Annotated in this window: 19 protein-coding genes and 2 riboswitches; of the genes, 8 read left to right on the top strand and 11 right to left on the bottom strand. The window is 60.0% G+C overall.

Translation table 11 applies throughout. From position 1 onward, the window contains the following. Position 1: 1 nt before the first annotated feature. Positions 2-679 carry an arylesterase gene (locus tag MK208_RS02375; protein ID WP_294113516.1) on the bottom strand — a complete coding sequence of 226 codons (678 nt, stop codon included), beginning with the start codon at positions 677-679 and terminating at the stop codon, positions 2-4. An 18-nt stretch (positions 680-697) separates the two neighbouring features. Between MK208_RS02375 and MK208_RS02380 the strand changes: the two genes are divergently transcribed. Both MK208_RS02380 and MK208_RS02385 read left to right on the top strand, forming a co-directional pair. After that, positions 698-1,393, top strand: a complete 696-nt coding sequence (locus MK208_RS02380) for an ABC transporter ATP-binding protein (protein ID WP_294113517.1) — start codon at positions 698-700, stop codon at positions 1,391-1,393. Beyond that, positions 1,390-3,915: an FtsX-like permease family protein gene (locus MK208_RS02385; RefSeq protein ID WP_294113518.1), complete on the top strand. Its 2,526-nt coding sequence runs from the start codon at positions 1,390-1,392 to the stop codon at positions 3,913-3,915. The genes MK208_RS02380 and MK208_RS02385 overlap by 4 nt, the downstream gene beginning before the upstream one ends. Before the next feature lie 116 nt (positions 3,916-4,031). Here the strand turns inward: MK208_RS02385 and gcvP are convergent, their stop codons facing one another. The 3 genes from gcvP to gcvT all read right to left on the bottom strand — a co-directional run bounded on the left by gcvP (position 4,032) and on the right by gcvT (position 8,600). Continuing rightward, positions 4,032-6,881, bottom strand: coding sequence for an aminomethyl-transferring glycine dehydrogenase (gene gcvP / locus MK208_RS02390; protein ID WP_294113519.1), 2,850 nt, complete (start codon positions 6,879-6,881; stop codon positions 4,032-4,034). A gap of 216 nt (positions 6,882-7,097) precedes the next feature. After that, positions 7,098-7,457, bottom strand: coding sequence for a glycine cleavage system protein GcvH (gcvH, locus tag MK208_RS02395; RefSeq protein ID WP_294113521.1), 360 nt, complete (start codon positions 7,455-7,457; stop codon positions 7,098-7,100). A gap of 18 nt (positions 7,458-7,475) precedes the next feature. Next, the gene (gene gcvT / locus MK208_RS02400) at positions 7,476-8,600 is read right to left on the bottom strand and encodes a glycine cleavage system aminomethyltransferase GcvT (protein ID WP_294113523.1); all 1,125 of its coding nucleotides are present in this window, start codon (positions 8,598-8,600) and stop codon (positions 7,476-7,478) included. 85 nt (positions 8,601-8,685) lie between these two features. Beyond that, a riboswitch (glycine riboswitch) is annotated at positions 8,686-8,767 on the bottom strand. Further along, positions 8,768-8,854, bottom strand: a riboswitch (glycine riboswitch). Positions 8,855-9,138: 284 nt separating this feature from the next. Here gcvT and MK208_RS02405 point away from each other — a divergent pair. Further along, complete coding sequence (locus tag MK208_RS02405; RefSeq protein ID WP_294113525.1) at positions 9,139-9,525, top strand: hypothetical protein; 387 nt, start codon at positions 9,139-9,141, stop codon at positions 9,523-9,525. Between the two features lie 16 nt (positions 9,526-9,541). On the opposite strand, the gene MK208_RS02410 is transcribed toward MK208_RS02405, so the two are convergent. Then, positions 9,542-9,997 carry an Rrf2 family transcriptional regulator gene (locus tag MK208_RS02410; protein WP_294113527.1) on the bottom strand — a complete coding sequence of 152 codons (456 nt, stop codon included), beginning with the start codon at positions 9,995-9,997 and terminating at the stop codon, positions 9,542-9,544. Between the two features lie 105 nt (positions 9,998-10,102). Here MK208_RS02410 and MK208_RS02415 point away from each other — a divergent pair, with 105 nt between their 5' ends. Then, positions 10,103-10,666, top strand: coding sequence for a gamma-glutamylcyclotransferase family protein (locus MK208_RS02415; protein WP_294113529.1), 564 nt, complete (start codon positions 10,103-10,105; stop codon positions 10,664-10,666). Positions 10,667-10,679: 13 nt separating this feature from the next. Further along, positions 10,680-12,074 (top strand): magnesium transporter, encoded by a 1,395-nt coding sequence (gene mgtE / locus MK208_RS02420; protein ID WP_294113530.1) that lies wholly within the window; start codon positions 10,680-10,682, stop codon positions 12,072-12,074. 1 nt (position 12,075) lies between these two features. Here mgtE and MK208_RS02425 read toward each other — a convergent pair whose 3' ends face one another. Continuing rightward, positions 12,076-13,029 carry a 1-phosphofructokinase family hexose kinase gene (locus MK208_RS02425; protein ID WP_294113531.1) on the bottom strand — a complete coding sequence of 318 codons (954 nt, stop codon included), beginning with the start codon at positions 13,027-13,029 and terminating at the stop codon, positions 12,076-12,078. Positions 13,030-13,185: 156 nt separating this feature from the next. Then, entirely contained in the window at positions 13,186-14,121 is a 936-nt protein-coding gene (locus tag MK208_RS02430; RefSeq protein WP_294113532.1) for an MBL fold metallo-hydrolase, read from the bottom strand. 124 nt (positions 14,122-14,245) lie between these two features. Between MK208_RS02430 and MK208_RS02435 the strand changes: the two genes are divergently transcribed. Beyond that, positions 14,246-14,674: a DUF1801 domain-containing protein gene (locus MK208_RS02435; protein ID WP_294113533.1), complete on the top strand. Its 429-nt coding sequence runs from the start codon at positions 14,246-14,248 to the stop codon at positions 14,672-14,674. Positions 14,675-14,735: 61 nt separating this feature from the next. Next, the gene (gene gltX, locus MK208_RS02440) at positions 14,736-16,061 is read left to right on the top strand and encodes a glutamate--tRNA ligase (protein ID WP_294113534.1); all 1,326 of its coding nucleotides are present in this window, start codon (positions 14,736-14,738) and stop codon (positions 16,059-16,061) included. 154 nt (positions 16,062-16,215) lie between these two features. Here gltX and MK208_RS02445 read toward each other — a convergent pair whose 3' ends face one another. From MK208_RS02445 to MK208_RS02455, 3 genes are all read right to left on the bottom strand, one after another. Then, a complete protein-coding gene (locus MK208_RS02445) occupies positions 16,216-16,620 on the bottom strand; it encodes a hypothetical protein (protein ID WP_294113535.1) in 405 nt (134 codons plus the stop codon). Between the two features lie 190 nt (positions 16,621-16,810). Further along, entirely contained in the window at positions 16,811-17,158 is a 348-nt protein-coding gene (locus MK208_RS02450; RefSeq protein ID WP_294113537.1) for a RidA family protein, read from the bottom strand. Between the two features lie 37 nt (positions 17,159-17,195). Beyond that, positions 17,196-18,854 (bottom strand): NAD+ synthase, encoded by a 1,659-nt coding sequence (locus MK208_RS02455; protein ID WP_294113539.1) that lies wholly within the window; start codon positions 18,852-18,854, stop codon positions 17,196-17,198. 250 nt (positions 18,855-19,104) lie between these two features. Between MK208_RS02455 and MK208_RS02460 the strand changes: the two genes are divergently transcribed. Next, positions 19,105-20,490 (top strand): 2-isopropylmalate synthase, encoded by a 1,386-nt coding sequence (locus MK208_RS02460; protein WP_294114101.1) that lies wholly within the window; start codon positions 19,105-19,107, stop codon positions 20,488-20,490. Between the two features lie 53 nt (positions 20,491-20,543). Here the strand turns inward: MK208_RS02460 and MK208_RS02465 are convergent, their stop codons facing one another. After that, positions 20,544-20,990, bottom strand: coding sequence for a MarR family transcriptional regulator (locus MK208_RS02465; protein WP_294113540.1), 447 nt, complete (start codon positions 20,988-20,990; stop codon positions 20,544-20,546). Between the last annotated feature and the right edge of the window lie 23 nt (positions 20,991-21,013).

Genomic DNA, 21,013 nt, shown 5'->3' on the forward strand with positions numbered 1-21,013 from the left:
ATCACTCCTTCGCAGCGTTCTCCGCCAAGCTTTGCACATATGGACCAAGCACCGGCACAATCTGCGCCACGCCCTGCACATTTGGGTGGATGCCATCGGCCTGCATCAATGCCCGCAACTCTTCTGCAGGCAAATCCCGAATGGCTTCAAAGAAGTCCGGTACCAACGCCACGCCATACTGCGCAGCCAATTCGCCATACATGCCGTCAAAAGCCTGTTTGTAGTCCGCACCAAAATTCATCGGTGCCTCCACCCCAATCAACAGCACATTGACACCTGCCGCCTGACCGGCCTCAATGATGCCCGCCAGATTGGTTTTGCTCACCGCCGGATCAATCCCGCGCAGCGCATCATTGCCGCCCAAGGTGACAATCATCGCGTCCACATCCGGCCCCAAAGTCCAGCCAACGCGTGACAGCCCGCCCTGCGTTGTATCCCCAGACACCCCCGCATTCTGTACAATAACGTCCAATCCCTGCGACTGAAGCCAGCCTTCAAGTTGCGGCACAAAGCCTTCGCCCTGCGGCACGCCGTAGCCGTGGGTCAGGCTATCGCCCAAAGCCGCAATAACCACCGGCTCAGCCAAAGCTGACCAAGCCGTTACCGGAACAACTAAAATGCTCAGCGCCAGCGCCTTGCCGCGGCGCGATAGCGCCCCATATAGGGTGGAAACATTCATCAACAGGCGGCCTCTTTCATGTCATCCATTCTCTCCCTTCAAGATGCGGTTTTGGCGCTGGATAGCAATGCCGGACGCATAGAAATCTTGCACGGCATCTCTTTGGACGTGCAAGCGGGGGAGACTTTGGCGCTGGTTGGCCCTTCTGGATCTGGCAAATCCTCGCTGCTGATGTTGATGGGCGGGTTGGAGCGCGCCACCTCAGGAACGATAACGGCACTGGACCACGACCTCTCCGCCATGAGTGAGGACGCCCTTGCCCGCTTCCGCCGTGAAAACATGGGAGTGGTGTTTCAAAACTTCCACCTGATCCCAACAATGACCGCCTTAGAAAACGTCGCCACCCCATTGGAGCTCGCAGGCCGCAAAGACGCCATGGAACGCGCGCAGGCGGAACTCGAAGCTGTCGGTCTCGCCCATCGCGCCGATCACTACCCGTCTCAAATGTCAGGTGGCGAACAACAACGCGTCGCCCTCGCCCGCGCCTGCGCGCCCTCACCGCGCCTCTTGCTGGCCGATGAGCCCACCGGCAACCTAGACCAATCCACCGGCGAAACCATCATGGACCTGCTGTTTGACCTGCACGCCAAGCGTGACACCACGCTGGTGCTGGTCACCCACTCCAACAGGCTTGCCGAGCGCTGCGAACGTGTGGTGCGCCTGCGCGACGGTCAAATTGATGCGCCTTTGACAGCGGTTGAGGCCTCCGCATGAGCCTTACTGCCGCGACGCGCATCGCCCGCCGTGAAATCCGCGGCGGCCTGCGCGGTTTCACCGTCTTCCTCGCCTGCCTGATCCTCGGGGTGGCCACCATCGCCGCCATCGGCTCCGTGCGCAGCGCCATCCAAACCGGCCTTGCCTCGGAAGGCGCTACGTTACTTGGTGGCGATGCCGAAATGAGCTTCACTTACCGCCGCGCCAACGACGCAGAACTGGCGTGGATGACCCAGAACACCGAGGCCACTTCAGAAATCATAGACTTCCGGTCCATGGTGGTGGTGCCGCGCGCCGACGAAACCGAACGCGCCTTGGCACAAGTCAAATCCGTTGATGACGCCTACCCGCTTGTCGGCAACGTTGACATCACCCCTGACATTCCATGGCAAGACGCCTTGGCTGGATCTGACGCCCTCCCCGGTGCAGTTCTGCACGGCCTGCTCGCCGACCGCCTGTCGCTCAACATTGGCGACACGTTCCAACTCGGCACCCAAGAGTTCATCTTGACTGCCCGTTTGGATCGCGAACCCGACACCGCAGGCGGCTTCAACTTTGCCCCCCGCGCCTTTGTGCGCACCGAAGACCTCGCCAACAGCGGCCTGCTCGCCGCCGGCACGCTCTTCACCAGCCACTACCGCCTCGACCTGCCGCCCAATCCAGACCTCGCGACGCTCGAAGCCGACGCCCGCGCAAAATTTGAAAGCACCGGCCTGCGCTGGCGCGACAGCCGCAATGGCGCCCCCGGCATCACCCGCTTTGTCGAACGCTTTGGCGCTTTCCTGATCCTTGTGGGGCTCGCAGGCCTCGCCGTAGGCGGGGTCGGCATCTCAACCGCCATCCGCGCTTACCTCTCGCGCAAAACCGAAACCATCGCCACCTTGCGCAGCCTCGGCGCAGAGCGTCGTGTGATCTTCCTCAGTTACTTCCTGCAAATCGGTTTTGTGTCTTTGCTTGGCATCACGCTCGGCCTTACCCTCGGCGCGCTCTTGCCAATCCTGCTTGGCCCACTGATCGAAGCCGTCCTGCCATTCCCGGCCAGCTTCAGCCTCTACCCAGTCCCTTTGATCGAGGCCGCCCTCTATGGCGCCCTCGCCGCCGCGATCTTTACCCTCTGGCCTCTGGCAAAAGTCGAAAACGTCCGTCCCAGTGCGCTCTTCCGCGATCAACTTGGCGAAAACCGCCACCTGCCCGCGACGCGCTACGTTCTCGCGGTTGGCTTGCTGATCGCCCTCCTGCTGGGCCTCGCCAGCTGGCTTTCTGGCTCCTCGCGCCTCACGCTTTGGTTCGCCGGCGGAGTTATGGTCGCCATGATCGCGCTGTCCTTTGCGGCCACCGGCCTGCGCGCGCTTCTGCGCCGCCTCGCCACCCGCCTGCGCAGCCGCCCCGAACTCCGCTGGGCCGTGCAATCCCTGGGCCGCGCTGGCGACGCCACCACCCCCGTTGTGCTGTCTCTCGGCCTTGGCCTCAGCGTGCTCGCCACGGTGGGCCAAGTCGACGGCAACCTGCGCAACGCCATCGCCAGCGAACTGCCCGACGTAGCCCCCTCCTTCTTCTTCGTCGACATCCAACGCGACCAGATGCCGGACCTGCAAGCCGATTGGGACGCCACGCCAACCATCCACAACGTCGAAACCGCCCCCATGCTGCGCGGCGTGATCACCCGTATCAATGACCAACCTGCGAAAGAGGTTGCCGGCGATCACTGGGTTGTCCGCGGTGACCGTGGCGTGACCTACGCCGGGGCCATGCCACCGGACACCAAACTCACCGCCGGCACCTGGTGGGACCCAAATCATGCGGGCGCGCCTCAGATCAGTTTTGCCGAAGAGGAAGCCCTCGAGATGGGGCTCAAACTGGGCGACACGCTGACCATCAACATCCTGGGCCGTGACATCACCGGCACGGTCACCAGCTTCCGCGAGGTGGATTTCTCCTCTGCTGGCATGGGCTTTGTTATCGTAATGAACGAGGCCGCGCTCGCGGGCGCCCCGCACAGCTTCATCGCCACGGTCTATGCCGATGCCGACAGCGAGGCGACCCTACTCAAGGATGTTTCTGAGCAATACCCCAACGTGACCGCAATCCACGTGCGCGACGCCGCACAACAGGTTTCAAGCCTCGTTGCGCAACTCGCCAACGCGACCACTTACGGCGCGTCGACCATCCTGCTCACGGGCCTATTGGTGATCTTTGGCGCCGCCGCTGCGGGCCAAGCCGCCCGCACCTATGAGGCGGCGATCCTCAAAACCCTCGGCGCCACCCGCGCGCAAGTCCTGCGCAGTTTTGCCTGGCGCGCAGCGCTGCTTGGGGCGGCGGCTGGCACCGTCGCGCTCGCCGTGGGTCTTACTGGCGGCTGGGCGGTGATGACTTTTGTCATTGAGAGCGATTTCTACGTGATCTGGCCCAACGCCTTATTGATCCTGTCCGCAGGCATCTTGGCCAACCTCCTCGCTGGCATGGTCTTCGCCCTGCCCTCGCTCGCCAATCGCCCTGCACAAATCCTGCGCGCGCGCGACTAACCCACCAAACAGAAAAAGCCGGGCGCAAACCCGGCTTTCTCATTCTTCAAATATCTCGGGGGTGCGCTTGCCTTGGCAAGCGAGGGGGCTGGCCCCCTCACCCAATCCTGCGAGACTTACTCCGCCGCTTCGGCGTACTCATCCATCGGCGGACAGATGCAGACCAGGTTGCGGTCGCCGTACGCATTGTCCACACGGTTCACCGGCGGCCAGTACTTGTCCACACGGAACGCACCGGGTGGGAAACAACCCTGTTCGCGGGTGTATGGACGATCCCAATCTTTCACGAGATCTTCCATCGTGTGCGGCGCATGTTTCAGCGGGTTGTTCTCCGCATCAATCCGGCCTTCCTCGATGTCGCGAATTTCCTCACGAATGGACAACATCGCATCACAGAAACGATCCAGCTCCGCTTTGTTCTCAGACTCTGTTGGCTCAATCATCAACGTGCCCGCCACCGGCCAGCTCATGGTTGGCGCGTGGAAACCGCTGTCGATCAGACGTTTGGCAATGTCATCCACGGTCACCCCAGCACTGTCAGCAAACGGACGGGTGTCGATGATGCACTCATGTGCCACGCGGCCGGTTGGGCCTTTGTAGAGCACGTCATAGGCACCTTCGAGCCGCTTGGCGATGTAGTTGCCGTTCAGGATCGCCACACGGGTCGCCTGGGTCAGACCTTCGCCACCCATCATCAACACATAGGCCCAGCTGATAGGCAGAATCGAAGGCGAGCCAAATGGCGCCGCAGACACCGGCCCTTCAACACCGCCAGCTTCAGGGTGACCCGGCAGGTGTGGTGCCAAATGCGCTTTCACGCCGATAGGTCCCATGCCGGGGCCGCCCCCACCGTGTGGAATGCAGAAGGTTTTGTGCAGGTTCAGGTGGCTCACGTCACCGCCTACATCGCCCGGACGGGACAAGCCCACCATCGCGTTCAGGTTGGCGCCGTCGATGTAAACCTGACCGCCAAACTCATGGGTGATGTCACAAACCTCATGCACTGTGTCCTCAAACACACCATGGGTGGACGGATAGGTGATCATGCACCCAGCCAGGTTCTCGGCGTGTTTCTCGGCCTTGGCGCGGAAGTCTTCCACATCAATGTCGCCGTTCTCCGCCGATTTTACCGCCACTACTTTCCAGCCCACCATCTGTGCCGAGGCCGGGTTGGTGCCATGCGCGCTCATCGGAATGAGGCATACGTTGCGGTGATCTTCGCCCCGCGACCGGTGGTAAGCCGCGATGGTCAGCAGACCCGCATACTCACCCTGCGCACCAGAGTTCGGCTGCATGGAAATCGCATCATACCCAGTGATCTGACACAGCTTGTCGTTCAGATCGTCGATCATCTGCGTATAGCCTTCGACCTGATCTTTGGGCGCAAACGGGTGCAGATTGGAGAACTCAGGCCAGCTCACTGGCATCATCTCCACAGCTGCGTTCAGCTTCATGGTGCAGGAGCCTAGCGGGATCATCGCGCGGTCCAGCGCCAAATCGCGATCTGCCAGACGACGCATATAGCGCATCATCTCGGTCTCAGCCCGGTTCATGTGGAAGATCGGGTGATCCAGATAGCCGGTTTCGCGCAGCAGCTTCTCTGGCAGACGATACTCTGGCGTATAGTCCTTATCGTCCTGTACAATGCCAAACGCGCGCCAAACCGCTTCGATGGTCTGCGGACGGGTGGTTTCATCCAGCGAGATACCAACCTTGGTCTTGCCCACTTTGCGCAGGTTGATGCCTTCCTGTACCGCGTGCTGCAACACACCGCGTTGCAAGAGGCCAACATCAACGGTGACGGTGTCAAAGAACACACCCGGCTCCACAGTGAAACCCGCGTCCTCCAGACCTTTCACCAGACGGGCGGTCTTGCGGTGCACGCGCTGCGCAATCGCCTTCAAACCTTCCGGGCCATGGAACACGGCATACATGGAGGCCATCACCGCCAAGAGCGCCTGTGCGGTACACACGTTGGAGTTGGCTTTCTCGCGGCGGATGTGCTGTTCACGGGTCTGCAGCGACAGGCGGTAGGCACGGTTGCCCTGCGCATCAATCGACACACCGATAATCCGGCCCGGCATGGAGCGCTTATAGGCATCCTTACAGCTCATGTAAGCGGCGTGTGGACCACCATAGCCCACCGGCACACCAAAGCGCTGGGTGCTGCCAACAGCAATATCCGCGCCCATCGCACCCGGTTCTTTCAGCAAGGTCAAGGCCAGCGGATCTGCCGCCACAACCCCAATCGCCTTGTTGGCGTGCAGAGCTTCGATTTCGGCGGTGAAGTCACGCACGTGACCATGGGTGCCAGGGTACTGGAAGATCGCGCCAAACACCTTGTCTGCTTCCAGATCGTCGGGGTTGCCCACGATCACTTCAATGCCCAGTGGCGCGGCACGGGTCTGCATCACCGCAATGTTCTGCGGGTGACAGTTTTCGTCCACGAAGAAGGCTTTGACTTTGGATTTGGACACCCGCTGCGCCATGGTCATCGCTTCGGCACAGGCGGTGGACTCATCCAGCAACGACGCGTTGGCCACGTCCAGACCGGTCAGATCGGTGATCATGGTCTGGTAGTTCAACAGCGCTTCAAGACGGCCTTGCGAAATCTCAGGCTGATATGGCGTATACGCGGTGTACCAGGCCGGGTTCTCCAGAATGTTACGCTGGATCGCTGGCGGCGTCACAGTGCCGTAGTACCCCTGACCAATCAGGCTGGTCAGCACTTTGTTCTTTTCAGCCGTGGTGCGCATGTGGCGCAGCACTTTGCGCTCAGACATCGGGCGGCCGGTGTTCAGCGGCTCTTTCTGACGGATGCTCGCAGGCATCGTGTCATCAATCAGAGCGTCAAGGCTGTCGGCGCCAATCACCTCAAGCATCGCGTCCATCTCATCCGGAGACGGGCCGATGTGACGGCGGTTGGCAAAATCATAAGGTAGATAGTCGGTGGGTTTGAAGGTCATCTTCATCTCCTCAACAATCCGCGGCAACAGGTGCGGAAGTTAGATAAAGTGAGGGCTTGGCTCGGAAGGACCGCGCCTGACCCTGGGTGGGGGCTGAAAGCGCCCTCCCGTGGGGAGGGTCGGGCACGGTCCGGTCTTACAGACCGAACCAAACCTCTCGTAGATGCTGGTCATCGAGCGCGGGATGTGAGTTGCCTCCCTCCCGCAGCCAAAGGCTTACCCGATGAATTCTTTGTAGGCGTTCTCGTCCATGTAATCGTCCATCTGGGACGGATCGGACGGCTTGATCTTGAAGAACCAGGCGCCTTCCATGGGGTCGTCGTTCACCTTGCCCGGCTCATCAACCAGCGGCTCGTTCACTTCGACAATCTCGCCATCAATCGGCGCCAGAATGTCAGACGCGGCTTTCACGGACTCGATCACACAGACTTCTTCGTCTTTGGTGACCTCGGTGCCCGCTTCTGGCAGTTCGACAAACACCACATCGCCCAGTTGCTCGCTGGCGTGTTCGGTGATGCCCACCACCACAACGTCGCCTTCAACCCGCAGCCATTCGTGCTCTTCGGTATATTTCATTGCTTGCTCTCCTGTTGCTCAACGTTTGAAATTGGCAGGCACCAGCGGCATCTTCGCCACGGTCACGGGCAAACGCTTGCCCCGTACCTCACCAAAAATTTCTGTTCCGACAGCGGCCTGCGCCGTGCCGACATATCCCATGGCCACCGGACCTTCGTAGGTCGGACCAAAGCCGCCCGAGGTGACTTCACCAATCGGCTCGCCACCTTCAGCCGCGGCAAACAGCTGTGTGCCCGCCCGCATCGGCGCCCGGCCTGTTGGCGCCAGGCCCACACGTTTGCGTGCCACGCCTTCCGCCAGATCGCCAAAGATGCGATCTGCACCCGGGAAGCCTCCGGCGCGATCCCCATCCGCGCGGCGCACTTTCTGGATTGCCCAGGTCAGCGCCGCCTCGATGGGGGATGTGCTGGCATCGATGTCATTGCCATAAAGGCACAGGCCGCCTTCCAGACGCAGACTGTCGCGCGCGCCAAGGCCAATGCCTTCCACCTCTTCCATCGCCAACAGTTTGCGGCAAATACCTTCCGCATCGGCTTCTGGGATCGAAATCTCGTATCCATCTTCCCCGGTGTAACCCGAGCGGCTGACCCAACAGGCCACGCCATCCAGCTCAACTTCGGTGAAATCCATAAACGCCATATCGACAACGGCAGGGTTCAACCGCGCCAAAGCGGTCTCTGCCGCCGGACCTTGCAACGCTACCAGCGCACGACCGGTGATCTCTTCCACCGTCACATCCGGGGACAACGCTGCGGTCATCCGCGCAATATCCGCTTCTTTACAGGCCGCATTCACCACCACAAACAGGTGGTCGCCGCGGTTGGCAAACATCAGATCGTCTTCGATCCCGCCTGCATCATTGGTGAAAAACCCATAGCGCTGACGCCCAGCGCCAAGGCCCATCACATCCTGTGGCACCAGCGTTTCAAACGCCTTCGCAGCGGCCTCGTAGCTCCCGGCACGCAGCGCAACTTGCCCCATGTGGCTCACATCAAACAAACCCGCAGCCCCGCGACAATGCAGGTGCTCTTTCATGACGCCCAGCGGGTACTGCACAGGCATGTCATAGCCCGCAAACCCAACCATCTTGGCGCCAAGCTCAACATGCAGATCATACAGCGGTGTCCGCTTCAAATCTCCCATAGGCTTCGCCCTTCTCCTTCCGGGCGTGTCCATGTTTGGAGGTCACATCCGGCATCCCATTTTCGCGCAACTGTTCTGCGCGTGCGATGCCCCCTCTGTCCGACTGCCTGAGATCGTTATCCCTTCGGCGGGTGTCCTGACGAACACCACTCTCCAGAGTGTGTTTTCAAAGGTGGTCGGTCCCTGTGGCCTGAGAGTTTCCGGGGCGGTTGCTCCTTCGGCACTGGATCGTCCAGTTCTCCCGATTCACCTTGGCGTGCACCGTAGTATGCAGAACCAAAGCTGACAAGCCTCAATATCGCAACGGATTATCACGCGATAAGCAATAGTTATGACACACTTCACCCAGCCCGGTAAGTAATTGCAATCCAACAAAAGGTTTTCCGCGCAATCAGACGACTTTCCACGGCGACCTGCACCTTCACGACACCTTATGGAGAAGACAATTAGAAACCGCCGATCATGCAGTTTTGCAAATCCCCTTGGCTTCGCCTGCCCGGCTCCCTAGGTAAGCCCCCACCCAAACAGGACCTCTTTGATGCTTGTTTTTGCCCTGATCTTTTTTGTCGGCCCCATTCTCGGCGGCGCGCTCTCCCTTGGCGCAGCCGCGCAGCTTTGGCGCGGCGGCAAAGCGGAAGGACCAATCGTTGTTCTTTTGACAACCGCTCTGGGGCTCCTGGCCATCTGGGGCTTGCGCTATGACCTCGGGCTCAACCTGCCAGAACTCTCCGCCCTCCCCTCTGGTGCTACGCTAGAACAAACCCTTGTCCTCTTGGCCAGCGCCCTATTTCTCACTCTGCTGTTTGGCACATTCCGCTGGCCAGTCCAGCGCAAAGGCCGCTGGATGGCGGTCCTCGCAGGTCTGTTGTGGGGAGTTGTTTTCGCCGCGGGCGTCGTCCTCTCAGGCGTCGACTTTCGCCACTAAGCCCGCGAACACGTTCTTAGCTGGCTTTTGAGTCACAAGGATCAGGCGCCAGAATGCCAAGCAACGCGGTGTTGTTGCACACCAACGAGTCCAGCGTCACAACATCCAACCGCGCGTAAAATGCCTCCGCGGCCTCTTGTAAAGCCAACTTCAATCGACAGGCCGCCACAAGCGGACAGGAATTGTCCACATCCGCAAAACACTCGGCCAGCGGCACAGAGGCTTCCATAGCCCGGAAAATCTCACCGATCTCAATGTCTTTGGGCTCGCGAGCCAACTCAAGCCCGCCATTGCGCCCCCGTTGCGTGCTCAACACGCCCATCAACGCCAGTTGGTGAATAACCTGCACCAGGTGGTTTTCCGACGCGTTACACACCCCGGCAATCTCATGCTTGGTCACCAAGCGGCCACGGTGCGCTGTGCAATACATCAGCACACGAATGGCAATATTCGTCCGTTTGGTAATCCGCATGATCTTCCTCTCAGTCCGTCCCGGCGGTCAGATGGGTGAGCGGGTTGTGCCAGAGGGATCCGTGCATAGCATTGACATGGATCAACACACGTGTAGGGAGGAGGCATGACCGCCTCCTACTTCTTTGGCTATGGCAGCCTCGTGAATCAAAGCACGCATTCTTACGAGAATGCGCATCCCGCGCGCCTGAACGGGTGGCGGCGTCAGTGGTGTCACACCGACCTGCGCCCCATCGCGTTTCTTACCGCTGTGCCAGACGACTCCTGCGCCATAGACGGTATTATAGCACATGTGCCAGGCGATGACTGGGAAGCTCTGGACGCCCGTGAATTTGCCTACACTCGCGTGATCAGCACTCCGAAGGTCACCCACCCGATCACCGATCCCATCGAGATCGCCGTCTACACCGCCCGCCACAACATCGGCCTGCCCGCAGACATGCGCCATCCCATTCTGCTCAGCTATCTGGACGTGGTTGTGCAAGGCTACCTGCGTGAATTTGGTGAGCAAGGCGTTGTGGATTTCTTCGCCACAACAACCGGTTGGGACGCGCCCATCCTGCATGACCGCGCCGATCCACAATACCCGCGTCACCGCGTGCTGACCAAAGACGAGACGGCGCTGGTGGATCACCACCTCGCCGCTCTGGACGCAAAATTCACCAGCTAAAAGGCCTGCCAACATGCCCTCTATGATCTGGCACGACGACCACACAGAGGACGGCAAACAGGCCAACCGCAAGCTGCTAAAACAGCTCGATCACTGGATTGGGGCTGATAAGAAAGCGGCCTTAATCGAAGCGCTCGAAGACTGGCCCGCGGTCGACACATTGGCCGCTCTCACGCGATTGCGCCCCGCCCGCGCCCGCGTGATGTTTGACTGGATCCCGGATGCGCTTGGCCTCAAGGTCATGGCCGAACTTGATCCGGACCTGCGCGCGGTTCTGTTCTCGGAAACGTCCCTCACGACTTTTTCCAACATCATCGCCATGATGGATGAGGACGAGGCCGTCGACACGCTACTCGAACTACCTCGCAGTTTCGCCGCACAGCTGGTCGCGGCACACCCAAAGGCCGACGCCATTGCCGCCGTCCTTCAAGCCCGCGACGACAGCGCCGCCACCGTCATGCGCTTGGGCGTCCTCATGGCCCCGGCAGATTGCACCGTCGCACAACTCACACAGGACATCCGCGCCCGTAGCCAGAACCTCGCCAAGATCGACATGATGTTTGTGGTGGACGCCAACCGCAAACCGCTGGGTTTCCTGCGCTTTCGCGAAGTGTTGGCCGCCACCGACGACGTGGTCCTGCACGACATCCTGCATCCGGAACTGCTTTTGGTGAGTGCTGACTGGGACCGCGAAGACGTCTTGTCCATGGCCCGTGCCAAAAACCTACACGCCATTGGGGTGATCGACAGCACCGGCAAACTTGTCGGCGGCATCTCCCCCCGCGAACTGGCCAAAATCGTCCGCGAAGAGGCCGAAGAAGACATGCTGCGTATGGGCTCAGTCTCCCCCGCTACCACGCAGTTTGACAGCCCGCTCACCATCCTGCGCCGCCGTTTGCCTTGGCTGCTCGGCGGCCTGGGGGGCGCCGGTTTTGCCGCAGGTGTGATTGGCTCCTTTGAGGACGCGCTGGCCCAAGCGGCCGTTTTGGCCAGCTTTATCCCCGTAGTCATGGCCACCGCAGGCAACGCGGGCATTCAGGCCTCCACTGTATCTGTGCAGTCCCTCACCTCCGGCGTGAACTGGCGCGGCGACTTCTCGGGCCGCATCCTGCGCGAGCTGTTGGGTGCCATGCTGAACGGGCTCTCCATTGGCAGCATCACCGCGCTCATGGTTCTGTTGGTCAGCCTGTTCATCCCGCTGCACGCGCCAGCCTACCTGGCGCTCACCGCCCTCTGCGCGCTCACACTGGTGACCACAATCGCAGGCACCATCGGCGCCGTTATTCCCTTTGTTCTCAAATCCCTAAAGCTCGACCCTGCCGTGGCGACCGGCATCTTCATCACGACGACCAACGACGTGTTTGGCGTGCTGATTTTCTTCCTAGTCGCCTCAGCGCTCTACCTCTGAACTACACGGCCAGATCGCTCAACGCACACTCCGGCAGATAGCGCTCAAAATCCGGCTTCCGGCACAGCTCTCTCGCGGGTGTGGTCACCGCCGACGTCGCCGCCGTCGTGCCCCACTGCAGGGCCGTGGTCGCGTCTTTGCCCATGGCCATCGCTAAGGCAAACGCCCCGACAAAACTGTCCCCAGCCCCCACTTTGTTGTCCACCGGCACATCCAGACCAGAAGCATGCACACAGCCCGTTTCTGTCGCCAGCACCGACCCATCCGGTCCCCGCGCAACAACCACCGCACGCGCCACACCTTTCGTGACCAAATCGCGCGCAAACCGGGCGCTGTCCTCGCGGCTTGCCAATGGCGCACCTTCGATTTCTTCCGCTTCATCATGGTCCATGCGCAGCACTTCCAGCCCGCATCCCTCATGCCCACAAAGATCCGCCAGTGGCGCGCCTGAAATGTCACAAATCACCTTTGGCCCCTCGGCCCCAAGCCGCTGCATGATGCGCCGGATCACGTCGACTGGCATGCCCGGTGCCAAACTGCCCGACAGCACAACCAATCCCGACGGCGACACCATCGCACACAGGTTGTCCAACATCAGTTCGCAGTCCGCCTCCCGCCAAGTTGGCCCCGGCATCACATAGCGATACTGATCCCCGCTTGCGCCTTCGATTACTGCCACATTGGTGCGGGTCTCCCCCGGTGCCGGATACGGAATGCGCGCGATGCCCTCTTCGGCCAACAAAACCCCGAGCTTCACCCCTGCAGTGCCCCCAGCCGCGACAAACGCGCGCGAATACCCGCCCAAAATCCGGATCGCGCGCGACACATTGATCCCGCCGCCACCCGCGCTAAACACCGGCGCGTCGCAGCGCAGCTTTGGCCCTGCACTCACCTCAGGCGTCGCGGTGGACATATCCACCGCCGGGTTGAAAGTCACGGTCAGAATATCTTGCAACGGTCCATACTCCAGAAGGCACAAATGTACGTGGCACATCTGCTCACAGAGACACCGTTACCGCAAACAGGACGTGCGAAACTCTGTTCTAGATCAAAGACCAAAACAAAAGCGGCGCCCCGAGGGGAGCGCCGCCTCTAAGAGCCAAAACGGCTCTTATCCCAGCATCAGCTGGTAACTTGCTGGCGCATATTTGTAGCCACTGTCGTGTTTCTCAACATAACCCACCGCTGGCCATGGCATGTGATAGCCAATGAACGGAATTTTATCCGCCGCCAGCATATCCAGCATCTTGCGCCGGGTCGCCGCCGCCGCAGCCTTGTCGCGGTCAAACTTCACCTCCCAATCCGGGTAGGCCAAAGACCACACATAGTGGTTGGCGAAATCTGCCGCAATCACAAGTTGTTGCCCCTCGCTCTCAATGCGATAGGCCATGTGACCCGGCGTATGCCCAAAGGCGCCAACGGCGGAGATCCCCCCCGCCACGTCAGCCCCATCTTCGATCATGTCAAAGCGCTCGGCATTCGGGCGGATCTTGCCTTCAAACGCTTTGTTGCCGTCCGTTGCCGCCCAGGCGTCATATTCCACGCGTCCAGTCACATGGCGCGCGTTGCCAAAGGTCACGCCGCCTTCACCAGCCACGCCGCCAACGTGGTCACCATGCATGTGGGTGATCACCACGGTATCAATCTGATCCGCCGAATAGCCCGCCGCCTCCAACGCCCCCGTGATGCTCTCCGGGCTCAGGCCTGTATCAAACAGCACCAACTCATTTCCAGTGTTCACCACAGTCGGCGTGAAGAAAAACTGCGCCGCATTGGTCGGAATGTTGGCAGCGCCCGAAGCCTCGGCAAACTCCTCCGCGCTCACGTTCATGCCAAAAATGCTCTGCGGGTTTTCAACCGTGCGCGTCCCCACCAACAAGGTGGTCACCTCAAAATTGCCAAGCTTCATGCGGTTAAAACGCGTCGCGCCCACCCCCATCATCTCCGCTTTGGCTGCTGCCATTTGCGGCGCCATCGTTGCGGCCAAAGGCATCGCCGCTGCCCCCGCCAAAACGCCACGCCGCGTCAGTCCGGTCTTCTTTGACATTGGTCCTCTCCCACTGCTGTCAAAAATATCGATATTTGCTAATAATATCGATTTTACGGAAGGTGCGAGAATTTGGATCAATAATCACGTAGAAGTGACGGATCCCAACCAAGGACCGCCCAAAATGTCAGGCAACAAAACCGCCCCCACAGACGTGGCCCCGCGCGACTTCCTGCAAACCGTCACGCCCCCGCGCCGCCAGTCTGACGCCCACGTTCTGCTTGACCTCTTCGAGCGCGTCTCCGGCTTCCCTGCAGTCATGTGGGGCCCGTCGATTATCGGCTTTGGCCAATACCACTACCGCTACGACAGCGGCCGCGAAGGCGATTTCCTCGCTACCGGCTTCAGCCCGCGCAAAGCCAATCTCGTGCTCTACATCATGCCTGGATACCAGGACTACAGCGCCATTCTCGCCCGCCTCGGCAAACACAAACTTGGCAAATCCTGCCTCTACATCAACAAACTCGCCGACATCGACATCGCAGTCCTCGAGGAGCTCATTCAAACCGGCCTGACGGATCTGAACGCCAAATGGCCCGTGCACGCGGGCTAAGTGCCACATTTCTGGACAAACCGCGCGAGGTATGGAATTGGGAACGCAACAGGAGATTCCCATGACGACCACCCGTTTTGCCCCTTCGCCCACCGGCTACATCCACGTTGGCAACCTGCGCACCGCGCTGATGAACTACCTGATCGCCCGCAAAGCTGGCGGCACCTTCATCCTGCGCATCGACGACACCGATCCGGAGCGCAGCAAACAGGAATATGTCGACGCCATCCAAGAAGATCTCGAATGGCTTGGCCTGACCTGGGACCGCATCGAGAAACAGTCCGACCGCCTGGAGCGCTATGAAGACGCCGCGCAGCACCTGCGCGACATGGGCCGGTTCTATGAGTGTTTTGAAACCCCAACCGAGCTGGACCTGAAGCGCAAGAAACAGCTCAACATGGGCAAACCGCCGGTTTACGACCGCGCGGCCCTGAACCTGTCGGACGACGAGAAAGCCAACCTGCGCGCAGAGCGCGGCAACGGCCACTGGCGCTTCAAGCTGGACCACGCACGTATTGAATGGACCGACGGCATCTTGGGCGACCGCTCCATCGACGCCGCCTCCGTATCTGACCCGGTGCTGATCCGCGCCGATGGTCAGTTCCTCTACACGCTGGCCTCCATCTGTGACGACATCGACTACGGCATCTCCGATGTGGTGCGCGGCTCCGACCACGTCACCAATACCGCCACCCAGATCCAGATAATCGAAGCCTTGGGCGGCGCGGTGCCCAACTTCGCGCACCACTCCCTGCTGACCGGCCCACAGGGCGAAGCGCTCTCCAAACGCCTCGGCACCCTGGCCCTGCGTGACCTGCGCGAAGCCGGTGTGCAGCCGATTGCCCTCCTGAGCCTGATGGCCCGTCTGGGCAGCTCCGACCCAATGGAACTGCGCGCCAACCTCGAAGAGATCGCGGACGGTTTTGACATTACCAAATTTGGCGCAGCGCCGACCAAATTTGACGTCGAAGACCTCTATCCGCTCACCGCCAAAGTGCTGCAGGAAACCCCCCTCGCAGAGGTGGCCGACGCCGTTGCGGCGGTTGGTGTGCCCACTGAGCTGGCCGAGCGCTTCTGGAACGTGACCCGCGACAACATCACCACGCTCAACGATCTGGGCAAATGGTGGGATCTCTACACCAATGGCGCGGAACCAGAGATCGACGACGAAGACAAAGAGTTCATCGCCGAGGCCATGAAGCTCCTGCCCGAAGGCCCGTTTGATGACGACACCTGGTCCACCTGGACCGCGGCGGTGAAAGAGGCCACAGGCCGCAAAGGCCGCGGTCTGTTTATGCCCCTGCGCAAAGCCCTCACCGGTCAGAAAAACGGCCCCGACATGGCCTCCCTGATGCCGCTGCTGCAGGTCATCAAAGCCCGCGGCTAAACCGCCAGAATAGAAGACAACGCGTCCCGGTTTGGGACGCGCTGAAAATCTCAGGGCGCCAAAAAAAGCGGAGCTTATTGAGCAAGCAGCCGCTAAGAGCGGCTTCTCCAACTTCGAGTACTTTACTTGAAAGCCTGAACCAGGGATCAGATTGCTAGTGCCTGATGTGGCCGGAACTAACCAACGCGTCGTTCTGATCGTAGCAAACATAAAGACTGTCACCATCAAAAGACATCGGGCTGCACATTCCCAAATAGTGAGCTTCGCAGTGTTCTCCGCCGATTACGACGGTGGTGTCATGATCACCAATCAATTCTGAAACATCGGTTTTAGTTGTCTCGCGGTTGTGCAAGAAATTTTGACGTAGATCCTGAGCCATTGCCCCACGGGGGCACCGTGGGCGTTGCTGCACACAGTCATCGCCGGAGGCTGCTTGGCACTCCCCATTAGCCGCCCATTTTTCTTGGCTGAAAGTTGCCCCTGTAAACTCATCGACAGATGACCAAAGCAACAGCCCAATGATGGCTATCACAGTGAAAGCGGCAGAAAACAATAACAACAAAAATCTCTTGAGCACATCTTAGCCTGAATTGCGTTTCACGAACTTGTTCTCATTTTAGGGGCCTAGCTCAAGTCAAGCAGAAACAGGCTTTGGCCGCACTTCAGAAATGCATTTTATCCTTGCCGATCACATGTTCGGACAGGCAAGCACCACACTCTTCTACCCTCCGCTCAGCAGCCACATTCCCTCAACCGCCCTTCACAGCCGCCGTAACAATCACCTCAACCTTCAACACATCCCGCGCCAATTTCGCCTCACCGCAGGCCCGCGCAGGCGCATGGCCTTCCGGCACCCAGTCATCCCAAACCGCATTCATCTCGGCAAAATCCGCCATATCGGACAGCCACACGATCGCCTGCAAAATATGCTCGCGATCTGATCCAGCTTCTTCCAGCAACGCATCCACGCGAGACAGACAATCTCGCGTCTGCTCCGCAACCGTGTCCCCCGCGCCAACTTGGCCACACAGGTACGCCACCTGATTGTGAATGACGATTTTGGACATCCGTGTGCCCGTGTGTTTGCGTTCAATCATGTTCAAGCCCCTGTTATTTAAACGTTAGTTCTGTCGCTCAGCTTGGGTCACGGAACCGATTCACAATCGGATAGCGCCGATCCAGCCAAAACGCCTTCTTGCTCAACCGCGCGCCTGGCGCGGACTGGAAGCGTTTGTACTCGCTGATATAGACCAGATGCTCCACGCGCTTCACCGTCTCCCGGTCATAGCCAGCAGCCACGCAGTCCGCGACGGATTTGTCCTCATCCACCAGCATGAACAGGATCGCATCCAACACGTCATAGGGCGGCAGACTGTCCTCATCCTTCTGGTCCGGACGCAGCTCCGCGGACGGCGGCTTGTCGATGATGTTCACCGGAATGACCTCGCCCTCCGGCCCATTCATCCAGTCGCGATGCACGCTGTTGCGCCAGCGCGAGGTCTCAAACACGCGGGTTTTGTACATGTCCTTGATCGGGTTGTACCCGCCGGCCATGTCGCCATAGATCGTGGCATAGCCCACCGCGACCTCGCTCTTGTTGCCCGTGGTCAGCAGCATCTCACCAAACTTGTTGGACAGCGCCATCAACAGCAGCCCGCGCAAGCGGCTCTGAATGTTCTCTTCGGTCAAGCCCGGTTCCGTGCCTTCAAACAGCGGCGCCAGCGTGTTGGTGATCGCGGCACGCCCTTCGGCAATGGGCACATAGTCATAGTGCACACCCAACCGCTTAGCGATGTCCTCCGCGTCATCCAGCGACTCCTGCGAGGTATACTCGGATGGCAACATCACACAGCGCACATTCTCTGCCCCCAATGCATCCACCGCAATCGTCGCCACCAGCGCACTATCAATGCCACCGGACAGCCCCAGCAACACCTTCTTGAAGCCGGTCTTGCCCATGTAGTCCCGCAGCGCCTCAACCGAGACGCGGTAATCCTGCTCTTCGCCCGCAGGCAACAGCGCCTTTGGGCCATCCTTGCAGCGCCAGCCAGCAGCCGTGCGTTCAAACTCCACATGCGCCACCGCCTCGTCAAACACCGGCAATTGCATCGCCAACTGCCCGCCGGGGTTCAGCACAAAGGAGCCGCCGTCAAACACCTGATCGTCCTGGCCGCCCACCATGTTGAGATACACCAATGGCAATTCGGTCTCGATCACCCGCGCCACCATATGGTTCATGCGGCGATCAAACTTGTCGCGGTAATAAGGCGAGCCATTCGGCACCACGAGGATCTCCGCGCCGGTTTCCTCCATAGTTTCCGGCACATCCTCAAACCAAGCATCCTCGCAAATCGGGCTACCAACCCGCACCCCGTTCACATCATACGGCCCACCCATCGGCCCATGGGCAAACAGGCGCTCTTCGTCAAACACGGTGTAGTTTGGCAAGTGATGCTTGAGCTGCGTATGCGCAATCTTTCCGCCCTTCAGGATGAAATACGCATTATAAAGCGCCCCCTCCTGCACCAACGGCCCGCCCACAGCCACCACTGGCCCTTCCGCGCACTCCACCGCCAGTTGCTCAATCTCCGCCAAAGCGGCCGCCTGCAACGCCGGCTTCAAGATCAGATCCTGCGCGTTGTAGCCCACAATGAACATCTCCGGGAAAGCGACCATATCAGAGCCCGCCGCCTTGGCCTCGGCCCAGACCTCGCGCACCTTCTTGGCATTGCCTGCCAAATCCCCCATCACCGGATTGGCCTGCGCCAGTGTCAAACGGAATGTATCAGCCATGTCTTCTCTTCCCGCACCGCGTTACTTGCGCAAAGATGTAGCAGACACAGCGCCAAGGAAAAGCGCAAACCACCGCCCCCAGACCGCTCATTCCTGCCAAAACAGGGCCGGGGTGCAAAACCGTTTGCCCCAATCCCACCCTTGCCCTAAAATCACGCAAAACACCGCAAGGTGATGGGGATGCTCCTTCGGGGCAACAGTGGGACTGGAAATTATGAGCAGAACTCAGGCACTTACCATAGCCATCCTGATGGCCGGCACATCGTTGAGCGGTGCTGCCTTCGCACAGGACAGCCAGGTTCTGACCAAACAATATGACGACGGCGGTGTCTATGAGGGCACCTTTAAGGACGGGCTGCAACACGGCACCGGCATCTACCGCCTGCCCAACGGCTACGAATACGAAGGCGCTTGGGTTGAGGGTGAGATCGTTGGCGAAGGCATGGCCCGCTTCCCCAATGGCTCGGTTTATGTCGGCACCTTTGCCAAAGGCAAACCGCATGGTTTTGGCAAAATCACCTTCACCGATGGCGGCACCTACGAGGGTGACTGGGCCGACGGTAAAATCACCGGCGCAGGTGTGGCGATTTATGCCAACGGCGTGCGCTACGAAGGCAGCTTCCAAAACGCCAACCACCACGGCAAAGGCGTGATGATCAGCCCGGCCGGCTACCGTTACGAAGGCGATTGGCTCAACGGCGTCAAAGAAGGCCTCGGCAAGATCACATATGCTGACGGCACCATCTATGACGGCGAAATCAAAGCCGGCGAACGCGCGGGCCAAGGCCGCCTGACCATGCCCGGAGGCCTGACCTACGAGGGCACCTGGGCCGCGGGTCAAATCGAAGGCGACGGCACGCTCACGCAGCCCAATGGCGACATCTATGTCGGCCAACTGGTCGGTGGTCAACGCCAAGGAAAAGGCATGGTGACCTACGCCAACGGCGACACCTATGAAGGCGACTTCCAGGCGGATCAACGCCATGGCCAGGGCACCTTCAAAGGCAGCGATGGCTACGTCTACGTGGGCACCTGGGTCAACGGTGACATCGAAGGCAACGGCGAAGTCACCTACGCCGACGGCTCGGTCTATGTCGGCCAGTTCGCCAATGGCCTTGCCGACGGCCAAGGCAAAATCACCTACACCGACGGCACCACCTATGAAGGCGACTGGAAGGCAGGCGTGAACGATGGCGTTGGCAAAGCGGTCTACGCCAATGGTCTGGTCTATGAAGGTGACTTCAAAAACGCCAAGAACCACGGCCGCGGCGTGATGACCTACGCCGACGGCTACCGCTATGAGGGCGAATGGCAAGACGGCCAGCGCCACGGTATGGGCGTCGCCACCTACGCAGATGGCACCACCTACACCGGCCAGTTCTCTCTCGGTCAGCGCAACGGTATTGGCGAAATTGTCATGCCGGACGGCTTCAAATACGCGGGTGAATGGAAATCCGGCGAGATCGATGGGGTTGGCGTCGCCACCTACGCCAACGGCGACATCTATGAGGGCACCTTCAAAGGGGGCCAGCGTCAGGGCGAAGGCACGATGAAATACGCCTCCGGTGAAGAGCGCAAAGGCAACTGGGCCAACGGCACTCTTTCCGAGGCCGCACCAGCCCAAAACGACGGGTAATCCCACCGCCAGCAAAGACCACAAAGCCGCGCCCTCTGCGCGGCTTTTTCATTTCAGGTCAGCGTCCCCGCCGCCCCCGGTGCCAATCGCCGCAGCATTTCCGCCAACTGAACCACGTCATCGCCTTGCCAGCGTTCATCCAGCAAGTACCCGGCCCGCTTGGCAAAAGTCACCAAAGCGTCCGCCAAACGCTCCGCCCCCGTGTCTGTGAGCACCACAAACACAATCCGCGCGTCCCGTTCATCCACATCACGACTAAGCAACCCGATTTTCTCCATCGGCGCAGCCATGCGGGTCACGGTGGAAGCACTCACATGCATCCGCTTGGCCAGCTCCACCCGCGCCAAGCGCTGCTTTGGCGATCGCTGCAAATGCAGCAGCATCAAAAACTCATTTACCGAGATGCCATGCACCGAAGAAAACTCCCCGGCCAGCCCCGCGCGAAACTCATCCGCTGCCTGCAAGAGCCGCAGCGCGCTTGTTGTTCTGATATCCGTCATACACCCCATTTATTGCTATATGC

The organism is Shimia sp. (genome assembly GCF_022448905.1).
Lineage (GTDB): Bacteria > Pseudomonadota > Alphaproteobacteria > Rhodobacterales > Rhodobacteraceae > Shimia.